This window comes from Hydrogenophaga sp. YM1, assembly GCF_016903055.1.
GTDB lineage: Bacteria > Pseudomonadota > Gammaproteobacteria > Burkholderiales > Burkholderiaceae_C > Hydrogenophaga > Hydrogenophaga borbori.
In genome coordinates this window covers 3,101,606-3,126,131 of the sequence record NZ_CP070223.1, presented here as the reverse complement: position 1 = coordinate 3,126,131, position 24,526 = coordinate 3,101,606, and the positions used below count along the sequence as shown (strand labels likewise).

Annotated in this window: 26 protein-coding genes; 12 read left to right on the top strand and 14 right to left on the bottom strand. The window is 68.0% G+C overall.

The annotated features are described in order from the left end of the window. Window positions 1-36: 36 nt before the first annotated feature. Window positions 37-849 carry a hypothetical protein gene (locus JNX00_RS14700; protein ID WP_204742733.1) on the top strand — a complete coding sequence of 271 codons (813 nt, stop codon included), beginning with the start codon at window positions 37-39 and terminating at the stop codon, window positions 847-849. A gap of 13 nt (window positions 850-862) precedes the next feature. Here the strand turns inward: JNX00_RS14700 and JNX00_RS14695 are convergent, their stop codons facing one another. The 4 genes from JNX00_RS14695 to JNX00_RS14680 form a co-directional block, all read right to left on the bottom strand. Continuing rightward, complete coding sequence (locus tag JNX00_RS14695) at window positions 863-1,390, bottom strand: MarR family transcriptional regulator (protein ID WP_204742732.1); 528 nt, start codon at window positions 1,388-1,390, stop codon at window positions 863-865. Window positions 1,391-1,437: 47 nt separating this feature from the next. Continuing rightward, a complete protein-coding gene (locus JNX00_RS14690; protein ID WP_204742731.1) occupies window positions 1,438-1,665 on the bottom strand; it encodes a hypothetical protein in 228 nt (75 codons plus the stop codon). Next, a complete protein-coding gene (locus JNX00_RS14685; RefSeq protein ID WP_204742730.1) occupies window positions 1,662-2,414 on the bottom strand; it encodes a TSUP family transporter in 753 nt (250 codons plus the stop codon). The genes JNX00_RS14690 and JNX00_RS14685 overlap by 4 nt, the downstream gene beginning before the upstream one ends. Before the next feature lie 97 nt (window positions 2,415-2,511). Further along, window positions 2,512-3,414 (bottom strand): LysR substrate-binding domain-containing protein, encoded by a 903-nt coding sequence (locus JNX00_RS14680; protein WP_204742729.1) that lies wholly within the window; start codon window positions 3,412-3,414, stop codon window positions 2,512-2,514. Between the two features lie 414 nt (window positions 3,415-3,828). On the opposite strand from JNX00_RS14680, the gene JNX00_RS14675 reads away from it, so the two are divergent. Further along, window positions 3,829-4,233 (top strand): response regulator, encoded by a 405-nt coding sequence (locus tag JNX00_RS14675; protein ID WP_070397722.1) that lies wholly within the window; start codon window positions 3,829-3,831, stop codon window positions 4,231-4,233. Window positions 4,234-4,334: 101 nt separating this feature from the next. After that, entirely contained in the window at window positions 4,335-5,489 is a 1,155-nt protein-coding gene (locus JNX00_RS14670; protein ID WP_204742728.1) for an aromatic ring-hydroxylating dioxygenase subunit alpha, read from the top strand. Window positions 5,490-5,548: 59 nt separating this feature from the next. Here the strand turns inward: JNX00_RS14670 and JNX00_RS14665 are convergent, their stop codons facing one another. Then, window positions 5,549-6,007 carry an ATP-binding cassette domain-containing protein gene (locus JNX00_RS14665; protein ID WP_204742727.1) on the bottom strand — a complete coding sequence of 153 codons (459 nt, stop codon included), beginning with the start codon at window positions 6,005-6,007 and terminating at the stop codon, window positions 5,549-5,551. 166 nt (window positions 6,008-6,173) lie between these two features. Beyond that, entirely contained in the window at window positions 6,174-7,526 is a 1,353-nt protein-coding gene (locus JNX00_RS14660) for a hypothetical protein (protein WP_204742726.1), read from the bottom strand. A 155-nt stretch (window positions 7,527-7,681) separates the two neighbouring features. Here JNX00_RS14660 and JNX00_RS14655 point away from each other — a divergent pair, with 155 nt between their 5' ends. Further along, window positions 7,682-8,248, top strand: a complete 567-nt coding sequence (locus JNX00_RS14655; protein ID WP_116961054.1) for a TetR/AcrR family transcriptional regulator — start codon at window positions 7,682-7,684, stop codon at window positions 8,246-8,248. 49 nt (window positions 8,249-8,297) lie between these two features. On the opposite strand, the gene JNX00_RS14650 is transcribed toward JNX00_RS14655, so the two are convergent. Then, entirely contained in the window at window positions 8,298-10,358 is a 2,061-nt protein-coding gene (locus tag JNX00_RS14650) for a sodium-translocating pyrophosphatase (RefSeq protein ID WP_204742725.1), read from the bottom strand. A 280-nt stretch (window positions 10,359-10,638) separates the two neighbouring features. On the opposite strand from JNX00_RS14650, the gene ppa reads away from it, so the two are divergent. After that, window positions 10,639-11,181, top strand: a complete 543-nt coding sequence (ppa, locus tag JNX00_RS14645; protein WP_070397726.1) for an inorganic diphosphatase — start codon at window positions 10,639-10,641, stop codon at window positions 11,179-11,181. A gap of 13 nt (window positions 11,182-11,194) precedes the next feature. On the opposite strand, the gene JNX00_RS14640 is transcribed toward ppa, so the two are convergent. From JNX00_RS14640 to JNX00_RS14630, 3 genes are read right to left on the bottom strand one after another with little or no spacing between them, the layout of a single operon-like run. Further along, window positions 11,195-11,644, bottom strand: a complete 450-nt coding sequence (locus tag JNX00_RS14640; protein WP_070397727.1) for a polymer-forming cytoskeletal protein — start codon at window positions 11,642-11,644, stop codon at window positions 11,195-11,197. Next, complete coding sequence (locus tag JNX00_RS14635; RefSeq protein ID WP_204742724.1) at window positions 11,638-11,985, bottom strand: hypothetical protein; 348 nt, start codon at window positions 11,983-11,985, stop codon at window positions 11,638-11,640. Before JNX00_RS14635 ends, JNX00_RS14640 begins: the two co-directional genes overlap by 7 nt. Window positions 11,986-12,013: 28 nt before the next feature. After that, on the bottom strand, window positions 12,014-13,141 hold the full coding sequence (locus JNX00_RS14630) for a GNAT family N-acetyltransferase (protein WP_239478342.1): 1,128 nt from the start codon (window positions 13,139-13,141) through the stop codon (window positions 12,014-12,016). A 59-nt stretch (window positions 13,142-13,200) separates the two neighbouring features. On the opposite strand from JNX00_RS14630, the gene JNX00_RS14625 reads away from it, so the two are divergent. Beyond that, window positions 13,201-14,889, top strand: coding sequence for an NAD+ synthase (locus JNX00_RS14625; protein ID WP_204742722.1), 1,689 nt, complete (start codon window positions 13,201-13,203; stop codon window positions 14,887-14,889). Window positions 14,890-14,908: 19 nt separating this feature from the next. Here the strand turns inward: JNX00_RS14625 and JNX00_RS14620 are convergent, their stop codons facing one another. Continuing rightward, window positions 14,909-15,931, bottom strand: coding sequence for an asparaginase (locus tag JNX00_RS14620; RefSeq protein ID WP_204742721.1), 1,023 nt, complete (start codon window positions 15,929-15,931; stop codon window positions 14,909-14,911). A gap of 166 nt (window positions 15,932-16,097) precedes the next feature. Here JNX00_RS14620 and JNX00_RS14615 point away from each other — a divergent pair, with 166 nt between their 5' ends. Next, window positions 16,098-16,436, top strand: a complete 339-nt coding sequence (locus tag JNX00_RS14615; protein ID WP_070397732.1) for a P-II family nitrogen regulator — start codon at window positions 16,098-16,100, stop codon at window positions 16,434-16,436. A gap of 34 nt (window positions 16,437-16,470) precedes the next feature. Here the strand turns inward: JNX00_RS14615 and JNX00_RS14610 are convergent, their stop codons facing one another. From JNX00_RS14610 to JNX00_RS14600, 3 genes are read right to left on the bottom strand one after another with little or no spacing between them, the layout of a single operon-like run. Next, window positions 16,471-17,058: a TIGR00730 family Rossman fold protein gene (locus tag JNX00_RS14610; protein ID WP_204742720.1), complete on the bottom strand. Its 588-nt coding sequence runs from the start codon at window positions 17,056-17,058 to the stop codon at window positions 16,471-16,473. Beyond that, window positions 17,055-17,450, bottom strand: coding sequence for a diacylglycerol kinase (locus JNX00_RS14605; protein ID WP_070397734.1), 396 nt, complete (start codon window positions 17,448-17,450; stop codon window positions 17,055-17,057). The genes JNX00_RS14610 and JNX00_RS14605 overlap by 4 nt, the downstream gene beginning before the upstream one ends. Then, a complete protein-coding gene (locus JNX00_RS14600; RefSeq protein WP_204742719.1) occupies window positions 17,447-18,004 on the bottom strand; it encodes an RDD family protein in 558 nt (185 codons plus the stop codon). Before JNX00_RS14600 ends, JNX00_RS14605 begins: the two co-directional genes overlap by 4 nt. Window positions 18,005-18,245: 241 nt before the next feature. Here JNX00_RS14600 and JNX00_RS14595 point away from each other — a divergent pair, with 241 nt between their 5' ends. From JNX00_RS14595 to leuA, 5 genes are all read left to right on the top strand, one after another. Further along, window positions 18,246-20,027 carry an acetolactate synthase 3 catalytic subunit gene (locus JNX00_RS14595; protein WP_204742718.1) on the top strand — a complete coding sequence of 594 codons (1,782 nt, stop codon included), beginning with the start codon at window positions 18,246-18,248 and terminating at the stop codon, window positions 20,025-20,027. A gap of 114 nt (window positions 20,028-20,141) precedes the next feature. Further along, complete coding sequence (gene ilvN / locus JNX00_RS14590) at window positions 20,142-20,633, top strand: acetolactate synthase small subunit (RefSeq protein WP_009518995.1); 492 nt, start codon at window positions 20,142-20,144, stop codon at window positions 20,631-20,633. 28 nt (window positions 20,634-20,661) lie between these two features. Continuing rightward, complete coding sequence (gene ilvC / locus JNX00_RS14585; RefSeq protein WP_204742717.1) at window positions 20,662-21,678, top strand: ketol-acid reductoisomerase; 1,017 nt, start codon at window positions 20,662-20,664, stop codon at window positions 21,676-21,678. Window positions 21,679-21,794: 116 nt separating this feature from the next. Beyond that, window positions 21,795-22,604 carry a CDP-diacylglycerol--serine O-phosphatidyltransferase gene (pssA, locus tag JNX00_RS14580; protein WP_070399879.1) on the top strand — a complete coding sequence of 270 codons (810 nt, stop codon included), beginning with the start codon at window positions 21,795-21,797 and terminating at the stop codon, window positions 22,602-22,604. A gap of 220 nt (window positions 22,605-22,824) precedes the next feature. Next, on the top strand, window positions 22,825-24,513 hold the full coding sequence (gene leuA, locus JNX00_RS14575) for a 2-isopropylmalate synthase (RefSeq protein ID WP_204742716.1): 1,689 nt from the start codon (window positions 22,825-22,827) through the stop codon (window positions 24,511-24,513). Window positions 24,514-24,526: the final 13 nt, after the last annotated feature.

The window sequence follows — 24,526 nt, the reverse complement described above, 5'->3', positions numbered from 1 at the left end:
AATACCGAACCCTCTCGTTTACCCTAAGGAGCCTCGATGAACGCTGTCCACGAACCGCAGAAGGGCCAAAGCGCCGGCTGGATGCCTGGCCATCAGGCGCTGCCCGGCGTGTACGCCTACGACCTGGAGAGCCTGCCCTGGCGCACCACGCCGCGCGGCACCGCGCGCGAGAAGGCGGTGCGCCGCGACGAAGCCGCGGGCCTGTTCCTCGGGATGATCGCCTTCGATCCCATGAGCCGATCGGGCGTGCACCAGCACCGGGGTACCGCGAGCAGCTACTTCCTGTCGGGCGAGCTGGTCGATTTCCAGTGCACCACGCGCGCGGGCGCGGTGGGCATCAACCTGGCGGGTGCCACGCACGACGCGGTGACCTACGGCGGCTGCACGCTGTTCTCGCGCCTGGAGGCGCCGGTGACCATCGAGCCCGATGGCGCGGCGATCCACCCGCACGCGAAGAAGACCACGGTGGTCAACGAATCGCCGTTCACCCCCCCGGACATCACCGTGGTGCTCGACGAGGTGGTGCCGGTGGCTTCGCCGTTTGCGCGGGTGTCGCGCCGCGCGGTGTTCGACTACGCGGGCACGGGCCACAACCGGCGCCTGTGCATGTTGCAGCTGTGGCCCGGCGCGCACCTGCCCGATCTGCAGCACCAGGGCCTGACCGACTGGTTCGTGATGGCGGGCGACCTGCGCATCGGCGACACGCGCGTGGCGGGGCCGTCGGTGGTGGTGATCGAACCGGGGTCGCGCGTGGACGTGTCGTCCACCTTCGGCTGCTCCTTGCTGGCCTGGGCCGAGGCGCCCGCGCACGCGGGCGGCGATCCGTCGCTGGAGCCTTACGGCTTCTGAGCGCGCGCCGAGATCACTCGATCGGGTCGTCGCCCGTGGGGTCGTTGCGCGCCTGCAGCAGCAGCTTGCCCAGCAGCTTGTGCAAGGTTTTGAGCTCGCTCTCGCTCAGGCTCGCGTAGACATGGGCCTCGCGCTTGATCGCGGCCTGCGCGATCTCGCCATACACGGCCCAGCCCTCGTCGGTGAGGCTGAGGTGGAAGCTGCGGCGGTCCGCCTCGCTGTTCTCGCGCGCCAGCCGGCCCTGCGATTCGAGCTTGCGCACCACGCGCGAGACGCTCATCTTGTCCAGGCCGGTGAAATCCGACAGCGTCTGCGCCGTGATGCCGGGCTTGTCGGCCACGGTGAGCAGCACGCGCCACTCGGTGAGGTTGAGGTCGAAGCGCTCCCCAAAGCGCAGGCCGAAGGGCTTGCCCGTGACGTTGGTGAGCACCCAGATGCGGTAGTAGGGCGAACTCTCGGTGGAGAGCAGCGCGCGTTTCGCGGGCCGGGCGCGGCCACCGCCGCCGGCGGTGCGTGAAGGGGGTGTCGCGCGCGAAGCCATGGCGCGGCAGTGTATGCGAGGCCTGCCATGCCCCGCGTCGCCTGGGTTCAGTGGGGCGTGCGCGGCGGCGCGGCGTCGGCGTTCGACCAGCGCACCAGCTGCGCGCGCGCCTCGTCACTGGCCTCGGTGAGCTGGCGCGCCAGGTGCAGGCCCACGAACCAGCGCTGCTCGGACAGCGCGGCGCTGGGCTCCAGGTCTTCCATCAGCGAGCGCAGCGCCAAGGCGGATGCGTGCAGCGCCTCCAGTTGGGCGGACAGGTCTTGCAGCGTGTTCATGCGGCCCCCATCGATGCCAGTGCGCGTTGCACCATGGCGAGGCCCAGCGCGCCGATGGCGATCTGGAACCCACGTTTGAACGCGGCCTCGCTGAGCCGCTGGCGCGCGAAGGCGCCCAGGCCCAGCCCCAGCAGCGCGGGCAGCAGCATGCTGGCCGAGGCCGCGAGCGCGTCCGTGCGCACGCCACCGGCACCCAGGCTGATCCACAGGCACAGCGTGCAGACGGTGAAGGTGAGGCCCAGCGCGCCCACCAGGGTGTCCTTGTTCAGGCCCAGCGACTGCAGGTAAGGCACGCTGGGCATGACGAACACGCCGCTGGCCACCGTGAGCGCGCCCGTGGCCAGGCCCATGGCGGGACCGATCCATGCGTCGTGGCGCCCGGGCGGCGGCAGGCGCAGGCCGACCAGACCGGCCAGGCCGTAGAACGCGAGCAGGCCGCCGGTGAGGGCCTGCGCCCAGGGGCCGGCGCTGGCCACCTCGGGCAGCGGCGAGAGCCAGGCCCCGGCCGCGGTGCCCAGGCACAGGCCGCGCGTGCGGCGCCACACCGCCCAGGCCACGCCGCAGCGCAGGTACTGCCAGACGTTGGTGAGCAGGGAGGGCAGCACCAGCAGCGCGGCGGCCTGCGCGAGCGGCAGCACCATCGACAGCCCGGCGATGGCCACCGTGGGCAGGCCCAGCCCGGTCACCCCTTTGACGGTGCCCGCGACCACGAACACGGCGGCCACCGCCACCAGTTGCTGCATTTCCATGCGGCGCGATTCTGTCGAGGCCGCGCCGGGCGAGCCATCGCAAAGAAGCGGAGGGGGCGTTCGAAAAAACCGGAGGCCGCGCGGGCCATGGCGCGGCTCAGCCGCGCGCGGACTGCTCGTGCAGGAAGCCGATCAGCGCCTTCACCGAGGCCGGTGCCGTGTCGTGTGCGTGGTGCGTGCACACGAGCAGGCGGCGCTTGGCCCAGCTGTCGCGCAGCGGGCGCCACTGCAGGCCGGGGTACTGGCGCACCAGTTCGCGTGTGGCGAGGCTGGAGACGATGGACAGGCCCACGTCGAGCGCCACCATCTTGAGCACGCCCTCGAAGGTGCGCAGGCTCACGCGGTAGCGGATCACCTTGCCGAGATCGGCCGCCTTCACCTGCAGGTAGGTGTAGAGCGCGCTCTGCGCGGGCAGGCCGACCATGGGGTGATTCAGGCACTCGTCGAAGCGCGGCGAATCGCCGAGCGCGGCCAGGCGGTGCGCGGTGCCCACCACCACCAGATGGTCGTCGGCCAGCGGCATGGCGTGCAGGCCGCTGGTGTCCATGGTGTCGGCCAGCACGCCCACGTCGGCCTTGCGGCGGTGCAGGGCCTCCAGGATTTCGCCGGTCCACATTTCCTGCAGGTCGACGTCGACCTCGGGGTGTTCGCTCAGGAAGCGCGACAGCGGCTCGGGCAGGTAGCCCGAGAGCGCGGCGGTGTTGGCCAGCAGGCTCACGCGGCCGCGCACGCCGTGCGCGAATGGCGCCATCTCGCGCTGCAGCCGGTCCAGCTCCACCAGCACCGACCGGGCGTGGCGCGCGAGCTCGATGCCAGCGTCGGTGGGCCGCACGCCGGAGGCGCGGCGCTCGAACAGGCGCACGCCCAGGGCCGATTCCAGCTCCTGCAACCGGCTGCTGGCCGCCGCCACGGACAGGTGGCAGCGCCCGGCACCGGCCGTGATGGACCCGGCGTCGAGCACCTCGATGAACAGCTTGAGCTTGGCGACGTCGACTTTCATGGGGGAGGGCGCGGGAGGGCGTGGCGATCATAGACAGGCGCGGATCCAGGAGACCCGGCCGCAATGCCCAAGCATTCCCGCCGAGAACTAAGGGTTTACCCTAGTTATTTTGGTCATGAGCGTGCAAAATTCCGCGCGTTCGTTGACGGGACGCGCTTCTGCGCGTCCTCCAGCGGGAACTTCCCGCCGACCTGTCCCCCGGGTCATCCGATGCGATTGGCGCCCTCGCGGCGCGGTCCGCCGGTCGGGCGAACACCGCACCGCCACATCGCCGCCCCTTGGCGTCCACACCGCGCGAGCGCGCCCACCCGGCGTGCCCCTCGGGTTTTTCGTTTTCCGTTCCGTTCATCCCGCCGGTGCCCCACGAGGGCGCGGTGGTGACGCTTTTCCGGGCCCATCCCTGGCCCGCCCGCCATGAATACCGAACGCATCCTGCTCGTCGACGACAGCGAGAACGACAACCTGTTCCACGAGATCACCATCCGCAAGACCGGCTTTGCGGGTGAGATCCGGGCCTTCGAATCGGCCGAGGACTTCTTGCAATTCCTGCGCCAGGACGCTGAGCGCTCCGCGACGCTGGTGCTGCTGGACATCAATCTGCCCGGCATGAATGGCTTCGACTGCGCGCGTCAGATCGAGGCCCTGGTGGGCGAGGGCCACCCGGTGTTCGTGAGCGTGCTCACCTCGTCCACCTGGCGCGACGACCGCCGCGCGGCGCAGGATCTGCCCGTCATTGAGGACTTCCTGGTCAAGCCGCTCACGCGCGAGGCGCTGGATCGAGTGATGGCCCGCGCGCGCGCCAAGGCCAGCGCGGGCTGATCCGGCCGGGGGCGGCGCGTCGCCCAGGCGGCGTCCGCCGTGCGCGACGGCATGCACAATGCCCCGCACCCGTGCACCGCACACGGGGCAGAGGAGACCGCATGCACCACGACGAGCAGGTTCGGCTGATCCAGCGTGCGCTCGCGCTCATCGAGGCCGGCGCCAGCGAGCGCGGCGAACCCACGTTCAGCCCCGTGAGCCGCTACCTGGACCCGGCGCGCTTCGAAGCCGAGCGGGAACGGCTGTTCCGCGCCTTGCCGATCGCGGTCTGCGCCTCGGGCAGCCTGGCGGCCGCCGGCGACAGCCTGGCCCTCGACGTGGCGGGTGTGCCGCTGCTGCTGGCGCGCGGCGAGGGCGGCGAGCTGAACGCCTTCATCAACGCCTGCCGCCACCGCGGCGCGCGCCTGCTGGGCGCGGGAGCGCACCACCACCAGCGCGCCTTCATCTGCCCGTACCACAGCTGGACCTACGGTCTGGACGGCGCCTTGCGCGGCCGCCCGCACGCCGCGGATTTTCCGCACGCACCCCCCGAGCGCTGCTCGCTCGCCCGCGTGCCCGTGGGCGAGGCGCTGGGCCTGGTGTGGGTGGTGCCGCGCGCGCTGCGCGAGGGCGAGCCCGATCGCATCGACCTGGAGCGCCACCTGGGCCGCTTCGGCCAGGACCTGCGCCACTGGGGCTACGACGGCTGGGTGCCCTTCCATGAGCGCAGCTTTCCCAACGCCGCGAACTGGAAGATCCCCTTCGAGGGCAACCTGGAGACCTACCACTTCCAGTACGCGCACCGCCAGAGCATCGCCCACCTGTTCCACGACAACCTGCTGATCGCCGACCACGACGGCGACCACCAGCGGCTGCTGCTGCCCAAGCGCAGCATGGCGGGGCTGCGCGAGCAGCCGCATGAGCGCTGGGCGATTGGCCCGCACTCAAACATCATCTACTTCTTCTTCCCGGCCACCTTCATCCTGCACGAGGGCGACCACGCCAACCTGTTCACCGTGCTGCCGGACAGCGTGGGCCATAGCACGGTGCGCGCGGTCACGCTGATCCCCGAGAAGCCCACGAGCGAGAAAGCGGCCCGCCACTGGCAGAAGAACGTCGAGTCCTTCTGGGGAGCGCTGGACGAGGACTTCGCGCTCGGGGTGAGCTGCCAATCGACCCTCGCCAGCGGGGCGAACGCGCACTGGCACCTGGGCGCGACGGAGTGCAGCGCGGCGCGGTTTCATGCTGCGGTGGAGCGGGTGCTGGTGGGTCGATAGCGCACCGAACGACCGGGCGGCCTGTCATCCGCCAGATTGGCCGGTGGCCGCCGTCCAGCCTAGGCTTGCTGCTTGACCCGATGGAGGCTGTCCTCCTGCGGAGTGAAGCTGACCAGGCGACCTTGAGAGAGGCGAAGTACGTAGTCGGCGATCTGCGCCAGGTTGCTGTCGTGCGTGGCGAACACCATGACCTGGCGTTCGCGAGCCTTCGCGTGAAGCCAGGAGACGATGTTGGCGCGCCGTCCGGCATCCAGGGCGGTGGTGGGTTCGTCGAGGAACAAGGCCGCGTCTGGCGGCACCATGGCGCGCGCGATGCAGACGCCTTGGCGTTCCCCGCCGGACAACTGGCCCACTCCTTCTATCGGGTTGGGCTGCGCCGTGAGCAGCGCGTTCAGATCCAGTCGGTGCAGGCTCTGCTCGGCGGCATTCGGTGAATGGCGGCCGAGCATCACGTTCTCAAAAATCCCACAGCTGAAGAGGTGTGAAGCCACCGCAACCTCCTGCGACACCTCCGTCATCACCTCCGCTACTACCGCCATGCAATCCGCGTTGAGAGGGCTCTTGGGACAAGACGTCGCCGAATTCAGCTTCAATGAGATCCATAGGGATTCCTTTTTGGTATGAACGTGCGTCGCACGTCTTCGCGCACCATGCGCAAAGTGGGTTGCCAGGCGGGATCGGCAATCAATGTCCGTAGAAAACCTGGTATTCGAGCGGTGCCGGCGTCGTCGCGGACCAGTGCCAGAAAAAGCTGCCGTCGCGCAGGATGGCTTCAATCAGTTCATCGGAGAACACGCTGTTAGCTGTCAGGAAGGGCCGATCTTGGTGAAGTGCCTTCAAGGCGGTAAGAAGCTCAGGCGCCATAGCTTCCACGCCGTGGGCGGCGTGAAACGGTTGCTCGTACCACTTGGGTGCGCCGCGCTCTTCCGGGGGCGGTTGCAGTCCGCGCTGAATGCCATCCACGCCCGCGCAGACCAAGGCGGCGAACGCGAGATAGGGGTTGGCGGAGGGATCCGGAAAGCGGATTTCGATGCGGCAATCCTGCTCGCCGGTGAAGTGTGGGATTCGAATGGCGGTGGTCCTGTTGCGATAGCCCCAACCCGGGCCGCGCATCAGGGAGTAGAAGTGATTCAAGCGCTTGTAGCTGTTGACGGTCGGGTTGGTGATGGCGTTCAAGGACTGAAGGTGCACCAGGATGCCGGCGACAAAGGCCAGCCCCTCTGCACTGAGTTGGCCGCTGGGCGCTTCAGGCGAGTGAAAGATGTTGCGACCATCCCGCCACAGCGACACATTGACGTGCATGCCGTTCGATTCGGCATAGGGAATCGGTCGCGGCATGAACGTAGCCGTTCGATCGTGGCCAACAGCCACGGTTCGAACCACATGTTTGAGCAGTTGCACTTGATCGGCCGCCCGGCACAAGGGCGCGTGTTCGACGGCGATTTCATGTTGGCTGGGCCCGGCCTCATGCGCCTGATGAAGCGGTTGGATACCAGCCGCGGTGAGGCGTTCGCAAATCTCGGATCGGATGGGTGCGTGTTGATCGGCTGGCCCCGCCAGGAAGTGCAAGGTCCGGTGTCCGCTGCGGTAACCGCTACCGAGTTCGCCCGCGTTACCGGCCCAGCCATCCTCTTCTGCGATTTCCACCAAATTGCGTTCGGCGGTGGTGGCGAAGCGAACGCCCTTGAACAGATTGAATTCGAGTTCGACGCCGACCTGCGCCCTTTCCGCGATGCGTAGGGTGCGCAGCATGGCTTCGGCGCGCTGCGCCACGCCCCGAGCGTCCATGGGGTAGGACCCACGCGGCTCGCCGGGCTGAACCGGTTGCGCAAAGACGAGTCGGTCACCGCCGAAAGGATCGGTGAGCGAGCTGGCTTCGTCGGGCAACAGTTGCAAATCCGATTCGGCTTCGGATTGCCAACCCGGGACGAGGGCGCCGGAGATGGGAACGCGGGAGAGCACGCCGGAGACTCGTCCATTGCGGGCGACTTGCATGAGAAACCCGCGAATGTCGGTGAACAGGTACTTGAGTGCCATCAAAGGGTAGGTGTTGGATGTCCACAAGCAACGCGGCCTACCGGTGCGGATGCGGGTGGCCACAAGGCGCGGCAGTCTATGAGTGCAGGCCCAGCGGCAGATGCCGCGTTTGGTGTTGGTCATAATTTCTTGCGCGTTTCAAACACCACCCGCCCATGCACCGAGATCCGCACGACACCCGCCTGCTGCAAGCCCTCGCCGCCGTCGCCGGCGAGAAGGGACTGGCGGCCACCACCGTGTCCGACGTGGTGCGCGTGGCGGGCGTCTCCAAGCGCACCTTTTACGAACACTTCAGCGACAAGGACGCCTGCTTTCTCACGCTGTACCGCCAGGCCAGCGCCTCGGCGCTGCGCACGCTGCGCGAGTCGGTGCAGCCCGAGCGGCCCTGGCAGGCGCAGCTGGAAACGGCGCTGCAGGCCTACTTCGCTCACCTTGCGGCCGGGCCGCAACTGCTGCGCACGCTCTTTGTGGAGATCCACCACCTGGGCGAGGCGGGCGCCAACGTGCGCCGAGAGGTCATGCGATCTCTGGCCGACTTCATGCGCGACACGGTCAACCGCGATCGCGACGCCGAACACGCGCTGAGCGAGGCCATGGCCATGGCGGCCGTGGGCGCGATCACCGAGCTGGTGCTCGACGCGATAGAACGCGGCGAGCAGGCGCAGCTCACCTCGCTCACACCAGCGGCCAGCGACATCGTGCGCCGGCTCGCGCAGGCCTGAAAACAGAAAAGCCCGCGCGGGGCGGGCTTTCTGATGGGCTTGCCGAGGGTCAGGTCAGCGGCAGCAGCGGCACGATCAGCAGCGCCACGATGTTGATGATCTTGATCAGCGGGTTCACCGCCGGGCCGGCCGTGTCCTTGTAGGGGTCGCCCACGGTGTCCCCGGTGACGGCGGCCTTGTGCGCCTCCGAGCCCTTGCCGCCGTGGTGGCCGTCCTCGATGTACTTCTTGGCGTTGTCCCAGGCGCCGCCACCGGTGCACATGGAGATGGCGACGAACAGGCCGGTGACGATGGTGCCCATGAGCAGGCCACCCAGCGCCTTGGGCCCCAGGAACACGCCCACCAGGATGGGCACGATCACCGGCAGCAGGCTGGGCACGATCATTTCCTTGATGGCCGCCGTGGTCAGCATGTCCACCGCCTTGCCGTACTCGGGCTTGGCCGTGCCTTCCATGATGCCGGCGATCTCCTTGAACTGGCGGCGCACCTCTACCACCACCGAGCCAGCCGCGCGGCCCACGGCCTCCATGGCCATGGCGCCAAAGAGGTAGGGAATCATGCCGCCGATGAACAGGCCGATGATCACCATCGGGTCGCTCAGGTCGAAGCTGACCTTGGCACCGTAGGTCTCCAGCTTGTGGGTGTAGTCGGCGAACAGCACCAGCGAGGCCAGGCCGGCCGAGCCAATGGCGTAGCCCTTGGTGACGGCCTTGGTGGTGTTGCCCACGGCGTCCAGCGGGTCGGTGATGTCGCGCACGCTGCTGGGCAGCTCGGCCATCTCGGCGATGCCGCCGGCGTTGTCGGTGATGGGGCCGTAGGCGTCGAGCGCGACCACGATGCCGGCCATGCTCAGCATGGAGGTGGCGGCGACGGCGATGCCGTACAGGCCCGCGAGCATGTAGGCGGCCACGATGGCCGCGCAGACGAACAGCACGGGCCAGGCCGTGGAGCGCATCGAGACACCCAGGCCGGCGATGATGTTGGTGCCGTGGCCGGTGGTGGAGGCCTGTGCGATGTGTTTGACCGGGCTGTACTGCGTGCCCGTGTAGAACTCGGTGATCCACACCAACACGCCGGTGAGCACCAGACCCACCGCGCAGGCGCCGAACAGGCGCAGCTGGCTGCCGCTCTGGGTGATGGCGTTGTCGGGCATGACCCAGGCGGTGACGAACCAGAAGGCGATCAGCGAGAGCACGCCGGCGATGACCAGGCCTTTGTACAGGGCGGGCATCACGTTCTTCATGCCGGGGCTGGCCTTGACGAAGAAGCAGCCGATGATGGACGCGATGATGGACACGCCGCCCAGCACCAGCGGGTAGATCACGGCCTGCAGCGGTGCGGTCGCCACCATCAGCGCGCCCAGCACCATGGTGGCGATGAGCGTGACGGCGTAGGTCTCGAACAGGTCGGCCGCCATGCCGGCGCAGTCGCCCACGTTGTCGCCCACGTTGTCGGCGATCACCGCCGGGTTGCGCGGGTCGTCTTCGGGAATGCCGGCCTCCACCTTGCCCACCAGGTCGGCGCCCACGTCGGCGCCCTTGGTGAAGATGCCGCCGCCCAGGCGCGCGAAGATGGAAATCAGCGAGGAGCCGAAGGCCAGGCCAATCAGCGGGTTGAGCATCTTGGACAGGTTGGAGGCGGCGTTGAGGTTGCCGTTGCCCACCAGGAACCAGAAGAAACCGGTGACGCCCAGCAGGCCCAGGCCCACCACCAGCATGCCGGTGATGGCGCCGCCGCGGAAGGCCACGTCCAGCGCCGGGCCCATGCCCTTGGTGGCGGCCTGCGCGGTGCGCACGTTGGCGCGCACCGAGATGTTCATCCCGATGAAGCCGCAGGCGCCCGAGAGCACCGCGCCGACCACGAAGCCGATGGCGGTGGGGCCGTCGAGGAAGACGCCGATGAGCACCGCGAGCACGATGCCCACGAGGCCGATGGTCTTGTACTGCCGCGCCAGATAGGCGGCCGCGCCGGTCTGGATGGCGCCGGCGATTTCCTGCATGCGGGGATTGCCGGCGTCCTGCGAAAGGATCCAGCTGCGCGACCAGAAGCCGTAGACCACGGCGATCAGGCCACAGACGAGCGCGAAGATCAGCGCACTTTGACCAACCATGAAGTTCTCCTGCCAGTGAGTTCGACTTGGAGGGGGCAACGCCTCCGGGGTATGCCCCCGCTGCGTTGCTTCCTCGCTGTCGCCCGCGCTGCGGAACTTGCAGCAGGGCACCGGCGATTGGCCAACCGACGCAATGTAGCCAGATTCCCCCCGTTTGCCATCGGGGGCGTCAGGCTGGCGTCGGTAAAATCAGGGTAAATACGGAGCGGGCGCCGCGCCCACCCGTCGCGCCCGCGACGGCTCCGTGACCGATCCCCTTCAACCTCCCCTCGAGTCTTTCATGTCCCTCGACAACGTCACCCCTGGCAGCAAGGTTCCCGAAGCGTTCAACGTGATCATCGAAATCCCGATGAACGCCGACCCGATCAAGTACGAGGTCGACAAGGAAACCGGCGCCATCTTCGTGGACCGCTTCATGAGCACGTCCATGCACTACCCCACCAACTACGGCTACATCCCCAAGACCATCTCGGGCGACGGCGACCCGGTGGACGTGCTGGTGATCACCCCTGTGCCCCTGCACCCTGGCGTGGTGGTGACCTGCCGCGCCCTGGGCATGCTGCGCATGGAAGACGAGGCTGGCGAGGACGCCAAGCTGCTGGCCGTGCCGGTGGACAAGATCCTGTCGATCTACACCCAGTGGCAGAAGCCCGAGGACCTGAACCCCATGCGCCTCAAGACCATCCAGCACTTCTTCGAGCATTACAAGGACCTGGAGCAGGGCAAGTGGGTCAAGGTGCTGGGCTGGGCCGACAAGGCCGCCGCCCACAAGGAAATCCTGGACGGGATCGCCAACTACGAGAAGGCCCAGAAAAAGGCCTGAGCGGCCAGGGCGTTCAGGACGCGGCGGGCGGCTGCACCAGCACGTCGCGCAGCACCGGCAGGCGGTCTTCGACCTGCAGGGTATGGAAGGGGCCCTTCAACTGGGCCCCTTCGTACATCTGCAGCCGCCGCGCGAACAGGGTGCCGGTGCTGACGCCGGACTTGCTCACGTAGACCATGCCCTCGCATTCCAGGCTGGTGTCGTGCGGGCCGCCGTTGGGCGAGCCGAGCTGGCCGAAGAGGTAGAGGTCGCCCATCACGCGGATGCGCCCGCGCACGCTGGCACCGGTCCAGATGATGAGGCGGCCGTCGACGCGGATGTGGCCTTCCAGGTGCCCCTGGACCAGCAGGCCGCCTTCGAAGTTGAGGTCGCCGCTGAGATCGCAGCCAGCGGCCACGCGGTTGGTGATCTCCATCGCCACCGGGTCGATGGTGAGGGTGTCCTGCGCGTTCTTGCTCACCATGGCAGCCTCTGCAACAACGGGGCCAGCCAGCCCTGGGACCGGGCGGTGAGCACCAGTCCCGCGGCCAGCGCCACCAGGCCCAGCGCGGCGATGGCCAGGGCGTGGCGCTCCAGCCAGCGGCGCAGGGGCCTGGGGCGGCGCCGCGGCTGCCCCGCGGGCAGCGTGGCCAGGCGCTCGATGGCCCAGGACCGCCAGGCCGAGCTCAGGCGGCTGTCGCCGCTGTTGGGGTCGAGCCGCAGGCCCTGCGCCTTGCGGTCGCCCGTGTCCAGGCGTCGCCCGAGCAGCACCGAAAACGGGGCGCCCACGATGCCGTGGGTGAAGAACGCGTCCTGCTCGTCCATGGCGGCCGAGTGTAGCGAAAGGGTTCGCTCAGGAGGGCTCGGCCTTGAGCGGGTTGCGCGCGGCGAGATGCCCCAGGTACTGCTCCACGCCTTCGCCTTCGCGTTCGAGGAAGCGGTCCACCGCCTGGGCGAAGGCCGGGTGGGCCAGCCAGTGGGCGCTGGTGGTCTTGACGGGCAGCAGGGCGCGCGCCATCTTGTGTTCGCCCTGGGCGCCGCCCTCGAAGCGCTGGTAGCCCTGGGCGATGCACCACTGCAGCGGCTGGTAGTAGCAGGCCTCGAAGTGCAGGCAGTCCACGCGCTGCAGGGCGCCCCAGTAGCGGCCATAGGCCACGCGGTGCGCCGGGTCGATGGCGATCAGGCTGCTGGCGATGGGTTGGCCCCCGCGCTCGGCGATGAACAGCAGCCAGTGCTCCGGCATGTCGCTCGCCATGCGTTCGAAGAAGCCGCGGCTGAGGTAGGGCGGGTTGCCGTGCTCCCAGTAGGTGCGCTCGTAGCAGCGGTAGAAGAAATCCCAGTCGGTCGGGGCGATGGCGCGGCCCTCGGCGTGGCGGAACAGCACCCCGGCCTCGGCCACCTTGCGGCGCTCCTGGCGGATCTTCTTGCGCTTGTCCTGCTGCAGGCTGGCGAGGAAGGCGTCCCAGTCGGGCCACCCGGTGTTCTGCCAATGGAACTGCACCGTGTGCCGCAGCATGAGGCCGGCCTCGGCGCAGGCGGTCGCGTCGCGCGGCTGGGCGAACAGGAGGTGCAGCGAAGACAGGCGCTCCTCCTCGCACCAGCGCACGAGCGAGCGCACCAGCGCGGCGCGCGCGGCGCCGTCGCGCGCCAGCAGCCGCGCGCCCGGTACGGGGGTGAAGGGCACGGCCACCAGCGCCTTGGGGTAGTAGGCCAGGCCGTGCTGCGCATAGGCGTTGGCCCAGGCCCAGTCGAAGACGTATTCGCCGTAGGAATGCGACTTGAGATAGACCGCGCAGGCGGCTTCCAGTCGTTCACCCCGCCACAGGGTGAGGATGCGCGGCGTCCAGCCGGTGTCCGGCGTGGCGCAGCCCGTGTCGCTCATGGCCCGCAGGTACTCGTGCCGCGCGAAGGGGCTGGGGTCGTCCTCCAGGGCCAGCAACTGCGCCCATTGCGCGGCGTCCACCGCGCCCCAATCGCCCAGGACGCGGGTGACATAATCGATTTCAGCCACGCCCGACCCCTGCCTTCGCACCAGATTCCATGTCGTTTTCCGTATCGGTTGCCCAACTCAACTTCGTGGTGGGCGACATGGCGGGCAATGCCCGCCGCATCGTCGAGGCCGCCACGGCCGCCCACGCGCGCGGGGTGAGGCTGCTGCTCACGCCCGAACTCGCCCTCTGCGGCTACGCCGCCGAAGACCTGTACCTGCGGCCCGCCTTCGTCGACGCCTGCGATGATGCCCTCAAGTCGGTGGCGGCTTGCACGGCGCAGCTCAAAGGCCTTTGCATCGTGGTGGGCCATCCGGCCCGCGCGGGCGGCGGGGCGCGCGGGCGCAGCGTGGCCGTGGCCTCGCTGCACAACGCCGCCACGGTGCTGTGCGAAGGCCGTGTGGTGGCGACCTACGCCAAGCGCGAGCTGCCCAATTACCAGGTCTTCGACGAGCGCCGCTACTTCGTGCCCGGCCACGCCCCCTGCGTGTTCGACGTGCCCGGCACCGACGGCCAGCCGGTGCGCGTGGGCCTGCTCATTTGCGAGGACGCCTGGTTCGAGGCGCCGGCCGCCGACGCGCGCGCCGCGGGCGCCGAGCTGCTGGCGGTGATCAACGCCTCGCCCTTCCACGCCGGCAAGGGCGGTGAACGCGAGGCCACGATGCGCGAACGCGTGCGCGCCACCGGCCTGCCGCTGGTCTACGCCCACCTGGTGGGCGGGCAGGACGAGATCGTGTTCGAGGGCCGCAGCTTCGTGCTCGACGCGGCGGGCGATCTCGCCGGGCGCGCGCGCAGCTTCGAGGAAGCCGAGTTCGACGCCCGCTTCGAGCGCGCGGGGCAGGGCGCCTGGCGCATTCACGCCGCCATCGATCGCGAACACAGCGCCGAGGCCGACCTGTGGCACGCCCTGGTGCTCGGCGTGCGCGACTACGTCGGCAAGAACGGATTTCCCGGCGCCATCCTGGGCCTGTCGGGCGGCATCGATTCGGCCCTGGTGCTGGCCATCGCCGTCGACGCGCTGGGCAGGGACAAGGTGCGCACGGTGATGATGCCCTCGCCCTACACGGCCGACATTTCCTGGATCGACGCGCGCGACATGGCCGCGCGCCTGGGCGTGCGTTACGACGAGATCGCCATCGCGCCCGAGTTCGAAGCCTTCAAGGCCTCGCTTGCGCCGCTGTTCGAGGGCCGCGCCGAGGACACCACCGAAGAGAACCTGCAGGCGCGCATCCGAGGCACGCTGCTCATGGCGCTGTCCAACAAGTTCGGCAGCATCGTGCTGACCACCGGCAACAAGAGCGAGATGGCCACGGGCTACTGCACGCTGTACGGCGACATGGCCGGCGGCTTTGCGGTCATCAAGGACGTGGCCAAGACCACGGTTTTCAAGCTCGCGCGCTGGCGCAACGCGCACGACCCTTACGGCACCGGCGGCAACCCCATCCCCGAGCGCATCATCACGCGCCCGCCCAGCGCCGAACTGCGCCCCGACCAGACGGACCAGGACAGCCTGCCCGAGTACGCCGTGCTCGATGCCATCATCGAGCGCTACATGGAGAACGACCAGAGTCCGCAGACCCTGGTGGCCGCGGGCTTCGCGCGCGCGGACGTCGAGAAGGTGGTGCGGCTGATCCGCATCAACGAGTACAAGCGCCGCCAGGCGCCCGTGGGCATCCGCGTGACGCACCGCAGCTTTGGCAAGGACTGGCGCTACCCGATCACGAGCAAGTACCGGGCGTGAGCCGTCCGCCTGGGGCCCTTCAGGCGGCCGACAGGTGCAGCACGGCCCGCATCTCGCCCACCTCCGCGCCGGCCGCGTTTTGCATCGGCGGCGGCAGCAGCCGGGCCAGCTCCTCGCGGTCGATGCCGTCGTCGATCCAGCCCAGCTGTTCCAGGGCGGCCACCAGCGCCACCATCAGCGGCGTGAGTTGACCGTCGCCGCATTTGGCCGCGATGGCGATGCCGCGACGGAAACTGGCCAGTGCCTGCACACCGTCGGCGCCCACCTTGCTCACCCAGTCGCCCCGGCCCGCGCGCATGAGGAACAGGTCGTTGCGGCCCCGGCCGCTCACCAGGTGGGGGTGCCGGCTCATGGCTCGCGCGATGCGCTGCGGCGCCTGGCCGTACACGGGGTCGGGCTCGGGCGAGGCGAGCCGCGCGAAGGCTTGTGCCAGCGAACGCAGCGGCAGGGCGAAGTTCGGCGCGCTGCAACCGTCGAGGCCGCGCACCAGAGCGGCCTCGGGCAGGCCCGACCAGTGGCTCACGCAGCGCGCGATCTCGCGTTGTGCGGGGTGGTCGGGTGCCAGGTAGCCCGCCAGAGGGGCACCCAAAGCCTCGGCCAGCAGCAGCATGCCCGCGTGCTTGCCCGAGCAGTTGTGGTGCAGTGGGCCGTAGCGCTCGCCAGTCGGCGGCGTCAGGCCGTTGAAGCGGAACACATACGGCTCGTGCGCGCCGCAGGCCAGGGCCGATTCGTCGGCACCGATGCGCGCGAGCAGCGCGGCCACGCGGGCCACGTGTTCCGGCTCGCCGTTGTGACTGGCGCACAGCAAGGCGATGTCGGCCTCGTCCAGCGCCAGCCGCTCCGCCGAGCGCGCGATCAGTGGCATGGCCTGGAACGGCTTGAGCGAAGAGCGCGTGAACACCGGTGTGTCCACGTCGCCCGCCTTCGCGAGCACCCGACCCGCACGATCGACCACCGCGAACGAGCCATGGTGCACGTTCTCCGGGTGGCCACCGCGGCAGCTCACGGCGATGGGGACGTGGCGGGGCCAGTGAGGGGGCATGGCGTGGGGCGGTATGGGGGCGGCAGTATGGCACGCGAGGGTGTCGGGGGCAGCGAAAGATCCATTTCCGACGACGGCCTTCGGCTGGCCGGGCCTGCGGGGCCGGTCGATGACGTGAGCGTGATACATTTTTCGGCACGTTCCGTCATCCATAAGGGCCCCGCTCATGAAACAGATCACCGCCGTCATCAAGCCGTTCAAGCTCGAGGAGGTGCGCGAAGCGCTGGCCGAACAAGGCGTGACCGGCTTGACGGTGACGGAGGTCAAGGGCTTCGGGCGGCAGAAGGGACACACCGAGCTGTACCGCGGCGCCGAATACGTGGTGGACTTTCTGCCGAAGGTGAAGGTCGAGGTCGTCGTGAAGGACGAAGACGTGGATCGCTGCGTCGATGCCATCGTGCGCGCCGCGCGCACCGGCAAGATTGGCGACGGCAAGATCTTCGTCACCTCTGTCGAACGCGTGGTGCGCATCCGCACCGGCGAAGAAGACGAAACCGCGGTCTGAGCGCCCGCGCGCCCTCCCGCACAGGTTCAGGCGCTCAGATTTCGTCCAGACGAGGCTGTGGCGCCGTGCCCGCGGCCTCGATGAGCGCCGGCAGCAGGTGCTCGGTGTCCGCGTCCACGCGGATCAGGTCCATCTGCCAGTCGTTCATGAACTGCGCCTGCACGGCGGTGCGCAGGAAGGCCATCAGGCCCTCGTAGTAGCCGCCGACGTTGAGCAGGCCCACGGGCTTGTCGTGGTAGCCCAGCTGGCGCCAGGTCCAGACTTCAAAGAACTCCTCGAAGGTACCGATGCCGCCGGGCAGGGCCAGGAAGGCGTGCGCGTGCTCGGCCATGAGGCGTTTGCGCTCGTGCATGGTGTCCACCACGTGCAGTTCGGTACAGCCGTTGTGGGCCCATTCCTTTTCCACCAAGGCCTTGGGAATGATGCCCACTACGCGGCCGCCGGCCTTGAGCGTGCTGTCGGCGACCACGCCCATCAGGCCGTTGCGGCCACCGCCATAGACGAGCTGGCCACCGTGGCGGCCGATCCATTCGCCCACCTGGCGGGCGGCGTCCAGGAACGCGGGGCTCCCCCCCGGCCTCGAACCGCAGTACACACAAAGGGAAAAACTCGGGGCGCTCACAGCAGATCCTTCGCGTGCACCCACAAGGCCGCCAGCCAGGTGCCACCGCACAGCAGCAGGCTCAGCAGCACGGCGGCGCTGCCCATGTCCTTGGCACGCTTGGACAGCGCGTGCCATTCGGGCCCGATGCGGTCGATGGCCGTCTCGATGCCGGTGTTGAGCAACTCGACCACCATCACCAGCACCACGGTACCGATCAGCAGCGCCACCTCGACCCATCCCTCTCCCACCCAGAAAGCCAGCGGCACCAGCAGGAAGGCGGCGATGGCCTCCTGGCGAAAGGCGGCTTCGCCCCAACCGGCGCGCAGCCCGGCCAGGGAGTAAAACATCGCGTGCCACACGCGGCTGATGCCGCGCCGGCGCTTCTGCGGGTTCACTTCGGGGGCGTTCACGGGCGGCGCGCTTTCTTCGGTTTCTTCGGTTGGGGGGGCGGCGCGTGGTGCACGAGCCGGGTGCCGGCCAGCGCGTCGTGCAGGAACTGGCGTTGCGCGTGCAGGCGCGAGAGCAGCGCATAGACCAGCACCCAGCCGATCAGCAGCACGGCGGCCTCGCCGCCCTGGGCACCGAGCACCCAGCTCAGCGCCAGTGGCGGCAGCAGCCACAGCCACGAGAACACGTAGCGCACCAGGGCGCGGGCCTGGCCAATTGGCCGGCCGGCGGTGTCCACCACGCGGATGTGCCAAGTCTTCTGCGCCAGGGTCTGCCCCTTGTGCCAGAACCAGGTGAAGTAGATGCCGAAGACCACGAACAGGAAGCCCTGCAGGGCGTGGCGGCCTTCCAGTGCGTGGCGCTGTTGGGTGAGGGCGGAGAACAGGTAGCCGGCGATGAAGACCACACCGAACATGAGCATGCCTTCGTACAGCCAGCAGGCCATGCGGCGGCGCAGCGAAGGGGCGGTGAGGTCGGGGCGGTCGGCGGCGCCGGAAGCGGGGGCGTCGGGGGTCATGGGGACTCTGGGAGAAGGGCGGAATTGTCGCATTCCGGCCCGGGCCGACAAAAAAGCCCTGGCCGGCTTTTGCTGCAGTGCCATAATCTCGGGCTTCCGTCTTCACAAGGCAAACGGATCAGGGTCCGGCGGCAGATCGTTCCGCCCATGGCCACTGGTCTCAAGTCCCGAAGCCGCCCCACAAGGGTGGGCCAAGGGGCACCCAAGGTTTTTCGTCAGAGAAATTCTCGAAAGGTTGATCATGGACATCACCAAGGCCGAACTGGCCTCGGCGGCCGCCGCTTCCACATCCGGCCAGCCCCCCCTCGAACTCCGCGGCGCGGAAATCCTCGTCAAGGCCCTGCAGGCCGAAGGCGTGAAGTACGTCTGGGGCTACCCCGGCGGTGCCGTGCTGCACATCTACGACGCCTTCTACAAGCAGGACAGCATCCAGCATGTGCTGGTGCGCCACGAGCAGGCCGCCGTGCACGCCGCCGACGGCTACGCGCGCGCCACGGGCGACGTGGGTGTGGCCCTGGTCACCTCCGGTCCCGGCGTGACCAACGCCGTCACCGGCATCGCCACGGCCTACATGGACAGCATCCCGATGGTGATCCTCACCGGGCAGGTGCCATCGGCGGCCATCGGCCTGGACGCCTTCCAGGAATGCGACACGGTCGGCATCACGCGCCCCATCGTCAAGCACAACTTCCTGGTGAAGGACGTGCGCCACATGGCCGAGGTGATGAAGAAGGCGTTCCACATCGCGCGCTCGGGCCGACCCGGCCCCGTGGTCGTGGACATCCCGAAGGACGTGTCCTTCAACAAGACCACCTGGACCGGTTACCCCGAGTCCGTGGCCATGCGCTCCTACAACCCGGTGCGCAAGGGCCATGGTGGCCAGATTCGCAAGGCCTTGCAGCTGTTGCTGAGCGCCAAGCGTCCCTACATCTACACCGGCGGCGGCGTGCTGCTGGGCAATGCCACGCAGGAATTGCGCACGCTGGTCGACATGCTCGGCTACCCGGTGACGAACACGCTCATGGGCCTGGGCGCCTACCCCGCGTCGGACCGCAAGTTCCTCGGCATGCTGGGCATGCACGGCACCATCGAAGCCAACAACGCCATGCAGAACTGTGACGTGCTGCTGGCCGTGGGCGCGCGTTTCGACGACCGCGTGATCGGTAACCCCAAGCACTTCGCGCAGAACGAGCGCAAGATCATCCACATCGACATCGACCCGTCGAGCATCTCCAAGCGCGTCAAGGTCGATGTGCCCATCGTCGGCGACGTGAAGGACGTGCTCACCGAGCTGATCCACATGGTGCGCGAGACGCCTCAGCGCGCGGACGAGAAGGCGCTGGCGGATTGGTGGAAGACGATCGAGGGGTGGCGCTCGCGCGATTGCCTCAAGTACGACCGCCACAACACGGACGTCATCAAGCCCCAGATGGTCATCGAGACCCTGTGGAACATGACCAAGGACACGGAGACGTACATCACCTCCGACGTCGGCCAGCACCAGATGTGGGCGGCGCAGTTCTATCGCTTCGACGAGCCACGCCGCTGGATCAACTCGGGTGGCCTGGGCACCATGGGCGTGGGCATTCCCTACGCCATGGGCATCAAGCTCGCGAAGCCCGAGTCCGAGGTGTTCTGCATCACCGGCGAAGGTTCGGTGCAGATGTGCATCCAGGAGCTGTCCACCTGCCTGCAATACAACACGCCGATCAAGGTGGTCTCGCTCAACAACCGCTACCTGGGCATGGTGCGTCAGTGGCAGGAGATCGAGTACTCGGGCCGCTACAGCCACAGCTACATGGACGCACTGCCCAACTTCGTGAAGCTGGCCGAGGCTTATGGCCACGTGGGCATGCTGATCGAGCGCCCGCAGGACGTGGAGCCGGCGCTGCGCGAGGCGCGCAAGCTCAAGGACCGCACGGTCTTCATGGACTTCCGCACCGACCCGACCGAGAACGTGTTCCCCATGGTCCAGGCCGGCAAGGGCATCACCGAGATGCTGCTGGGTTCGGAAGACCTCTGATCCACCCCCCGCGGACCGGCCGCGAGGCCGGTCCATCCCCAAGTCGAATCTATTGACCGTCGAGCCCGTGCATTACCGTGCACGGGGGAGGGCGGCAAAAAGAGGAAGCTGCATATGAAGCACATCATTGCCGTGCTGCTCGAGAACGAGCCCGGCGCACTCTCCCGCGTGGTGGGCCTGTTCTCGGCCCGTGGCTACAACATCGAATCGCTCACCGTGGCGCCGACGGAGGACCCGAGCCTGTCGCGCATGACGATCCAGACCACCGGGTCGGACGACGTCATCGAGCAGATCACCAAGCACCTGAACCGCCTCATCGAGGTGGTCAAGGTCGTCGACCTCACCGAAGGCGCCTACACCGAGCGCGAGCTCATGATGGTGAAGGTGCGCGCGGTGGGCAAGGAACGCGAGGAGATGAAGCGCATGGCCGACATCTTCCGCGGCCGCATCATCGACGTGACCGACAAGAGCTACACCATCGAACTCACCGGCGACCAGGGCAAGAACGACGCCTTCCTGGAAGCCATCGACCGCGGTGCCATCCTGGAGACGGTGCGCACCGGTGCCAGCGGCATCGGCCGCGGCGAGAGAATCCTGCGCGTCTGATCACCCCTTCCATTCCAACGGAGCAACCATGAAAGTTTTCTACGACAAGGACTGCGATCTGTCCCTCATCAAGGGCAAGACGGTCGCGATCATCGGCTACGGCAGCCAGGGCCACGCGCACGCGCAGAACCTCAACGACAGCGGGGTGAAGGTGGTGGTGGGCCTGCGCAAGGGCGGCGCGAGCTGGGACAAGGTGGGCAAGGCCGGGCTGAAGGTGCTGGAAGTCAACGAGGCGGTGAAATCGGCCGACGTGGTGATGATCCTGCTGCCCGACGAGCAGATCGCCGAGGTCTACCGCAACAACGTGGAGCCGAACATCAAGCAGGGCGGCTCGCTGGCCTTCGCGCACGGCTTCAACGTGCACTACAACCAGGTGGTGCCGCGCGCCGACCTGGACGTGTGGATGGTGGCGCCCAAGGCGCCGGGCCACACGGTGCGCAGCACCTACGCGCAGGGCGGCGGCGTGCCGCACCTGGTGGCGGTGCACCAGGACAAGAGCGGCAAGGCGCGCGATCTGGCGCTGAGCTACGCCATGGCCAACGGTGGCGGCAAGGCCGGCATCATCGAGACCAACTTCAAGGAAGAGACCGAGACGGACCTGTTCGGCGAGCAGGCGGTGCTGTGCGGCGGCGCGGTCGAGCTGATCAAGATGGGCTACGAGACGCTGGTGGAAGCCGGCTACGCGCCCGAGATGGCCTACTTCGAGTGCCTGCACGAGTTGAAGCTGATCGTGGACCTGATCTATGAGGGCGGCATCGCCAACATGAACTACTCGATCTCCAACAACGCGGAGTACGGCGAGTACGTGACGGGTCCGGAGGTGATCAACGAGCAGTCGCGCGCGGCCATGCGCAACGCGCTCAAGCGCATCCAGAACGGCGACTACGCCAAGATGTTCATCCTGGAGGGGCGCACGGGCTACCCCAGCATGACGGCGCGCCGGCGCAACACGGCCGAGCACAGCATCGAGGTGGTGGGCGCCCAGCTGCGCGCCATGATGCCCTGGATCGCCAAGAACAAGCTGGTCGACCAGACCCGCAACTGATCGGCAAACGCCGTTCCCGGGCCAGGGCCGTGCGCGGCCCTGGCCCTTTTTTGTTTGTTCGCCCCCACGTACACTGCATGGCTTTCCGGACGACGGATTTCATCCCAACACACGACATGCACGACGGAAACGACACCGAAGTGGAGCCCCTGAACGAGGCGCGTCGGCGCCCCAAGGGCATCTACTTCCTGCCCAACATGATCACCCTGGCCGCGCTGTTCGGCGGTTTCTACGCGGTGGTCATGGCCATGAACGGCCGCTACGACCTCGCCACCGTGGGCATCTTCGTGGCCATGGTGCTCGACAGCCTGGACGGTCGCGTGGCCCGCCTCACGAACACGCAGAGCGCCTTCGGCGAGCAGATGGATTCGCTCTCCGACATGGTGTCCTTCGGCGCGGCGCCCGCGCTCATCGCCTACGAATGGAGCCTGCGCGACCTGGGGCGCTGGGGCTGGATCGCCGCCTTCGTCTATTGCGCCTGCGCCGCGCTGCGCCTCGCACGCTTCAATGTCAACACGGGTGTGGTGGACAAGCGCTACTTCCAGGGCCTGCCGTCACCCGCGGCGGCGGCGCTGGTGGCGGGCTTCATCTGGCTCATGCAGGAGGCGGGGGTGCCGCCGCAGGACGTGAGCTGGGTGATGTTCGTGCTCACGCTCTACACCGGCCTCACCATGGTGACCAACGTGCCCTTCTACAGCTTCAAGGACCTGAGCCTGAAGAAGAGCGTGCCCTTCGCCGCGCTGGTGCTGGTGGCCCTGGGCATCGCGGTGATCAACATCCACCCGCCCACCGTGCTGTTCCTGCTGTTCGTGGTCTACGGCCTGTCGGGCTATGGGGTGTACCTGTGGCGAAAGTCCAAGGGCCGGCCCACCAGCGTGATCAGCACCTCCACCGACGAGCCCGACGAGCGCGGTCTGCACGACTGATCGGCCATTGAGCCCATGGACAAGCCCTATCGGCCCTCGTGGGCTTTGTGATACATTGCATCGCATGTTTTCCCAAGCCGCCTCGCTGCTACTACTGGCTGTCCTTCACGGGCAGATGCGGTAGCGCGCGAGCGACTCACACCAACGGCCCGTTTGCACCCGCAACGGGCCGTTTGTATTTTGGGGTTGCGGGTTCTGTCGACACGAGAGAGTCCACACCATGCTGAAGCAACCTGCAAGCAAGTACGCCGCTTTTCGGCCCGTCGGCCTCAAGGACCGCACCTGGCCAGACGCCGTGATCCAAAAGGCCCCCGCCTGGCTGAGCACCGATTTGCGCGATGGGAACCAGGCACTGATCGAGCCCATGGACCTGGAGCGCAAGCTGCGCATGTTCCAGCAGCTCGTGAAGATCGGTTTCAAGGAAATCGAGGTGGGCTTCCCCTCGGCCTCGCAGATCGAGTTCGACTTCGTGCGCCGCCTGATCGAAGAGAACCTGATCCCTGACGACGTGACGATCCAGGTGCTCACCCAGGCCCGCGAGCCCCTGATCCGCCGCACCTTCGAGGCGTTGCGAGGTGCGCGCGGCGCGATCGTCCACCTCTACAACGCTACTGCGCCGATCATGCGGCGCGTGGTGCTGGGCATGGACGAGGACGCCATCGTGGAGCTGGCCGTGGACAACGCGCGACTGTTCGCCCGCCTGGCGGCCGAGCAGCCGGACACGCGCTGGACGTTCCAGTACTCGCCCGAGATGTTCTCGGGCACCGAACTCGCCTTCTCCAAGCGGGTGGTCGATGCGGTCACCGCGGTCTGGGCGCCCACACCCGAGCACAAGTGCATCGTCAACCTGCCGTCGACGGTGGAGCACAGCACGCCCAATATCTTCGCCGACATGATCGAGTGGATGCACCGCCACCTGGCGCGGCGCGAATCCATCGTCCTGTCGGTGCACCCGCACAATGACCGCGGTACCGGCACGGCGGCGGGCGAATTCGCGCTCATGGCCGGGGCCGATCGGCTGGAGGGGTGCCTGTTCGGCAATGGTGAGCGCACGGGCAACCTCGACCTCGTCAACGTCGCGCTCAACCTCTACACCCAGGGCGTGTCGCCCGGGCTGGATTTTTCCGATATCGACGAGATCCGCCGGACCGTGGAGCACTGCAACCAGCTGCCCGTGCATCCGCGCCACCCCTACGTGGGTGACCTGGTCTATACCTCGTTCTCGGGCTCGCACCAGGACGCGATCAAGAAGGCCTTCGCGGCGCGCCGGGCGGACGACATCTGGAACGTGCCTTATCTGCCCATCGATCCCAAGGACCTGGGCCGCAGCTACGAGGCCGTGATCCGCGTGAACAGCCAATCGGGCAAGGGCGGCATCGCCTACCTGCTCGAGACCGAGTACGGCGTGGAGCTGCCGCGCCGCCTGCAGATCGAGTTCAGCCAGGTGGTGCAGGCCGTGATGGACCTGGACGGCAAGGAGCTCACGGCCAAGGATTTGTGGCAGTTGTTCGAGCGCGAGTACGCCCTGTCGGCGCCTGCACCTGCGAACGCGACCACCACCGAGCTGGCCGGCGGCAGCGTGCGTGTGACGGCCGACGTGGACTGGGCGGGCGCGGTGGTGCCGGTGCAAGGGCAGGGCAATGGGCCCATCGACGCCTTCGTCAATGCGCTCAACGCGGCCACCGGCCGGTCGGTGCGCGTGCTCGACTACCATGAGCACGCCATCGGCGCCGGTGCCCAGGCGCAGGCCATGGCCTACATGGAACTGCGCGTGGACGAGCGCCACACGGTTTTCGGCGTGGGGCGTGACACGAACATCGTGTCCGCCTCGTTCAAGGCCATCGTTTCGGGCCTGCGGCGCGTGGCGCCCGAGCAGACGCAGGAAGCGATGGAACGCGTGGCGCCCTGAGGCGCGCGAACAC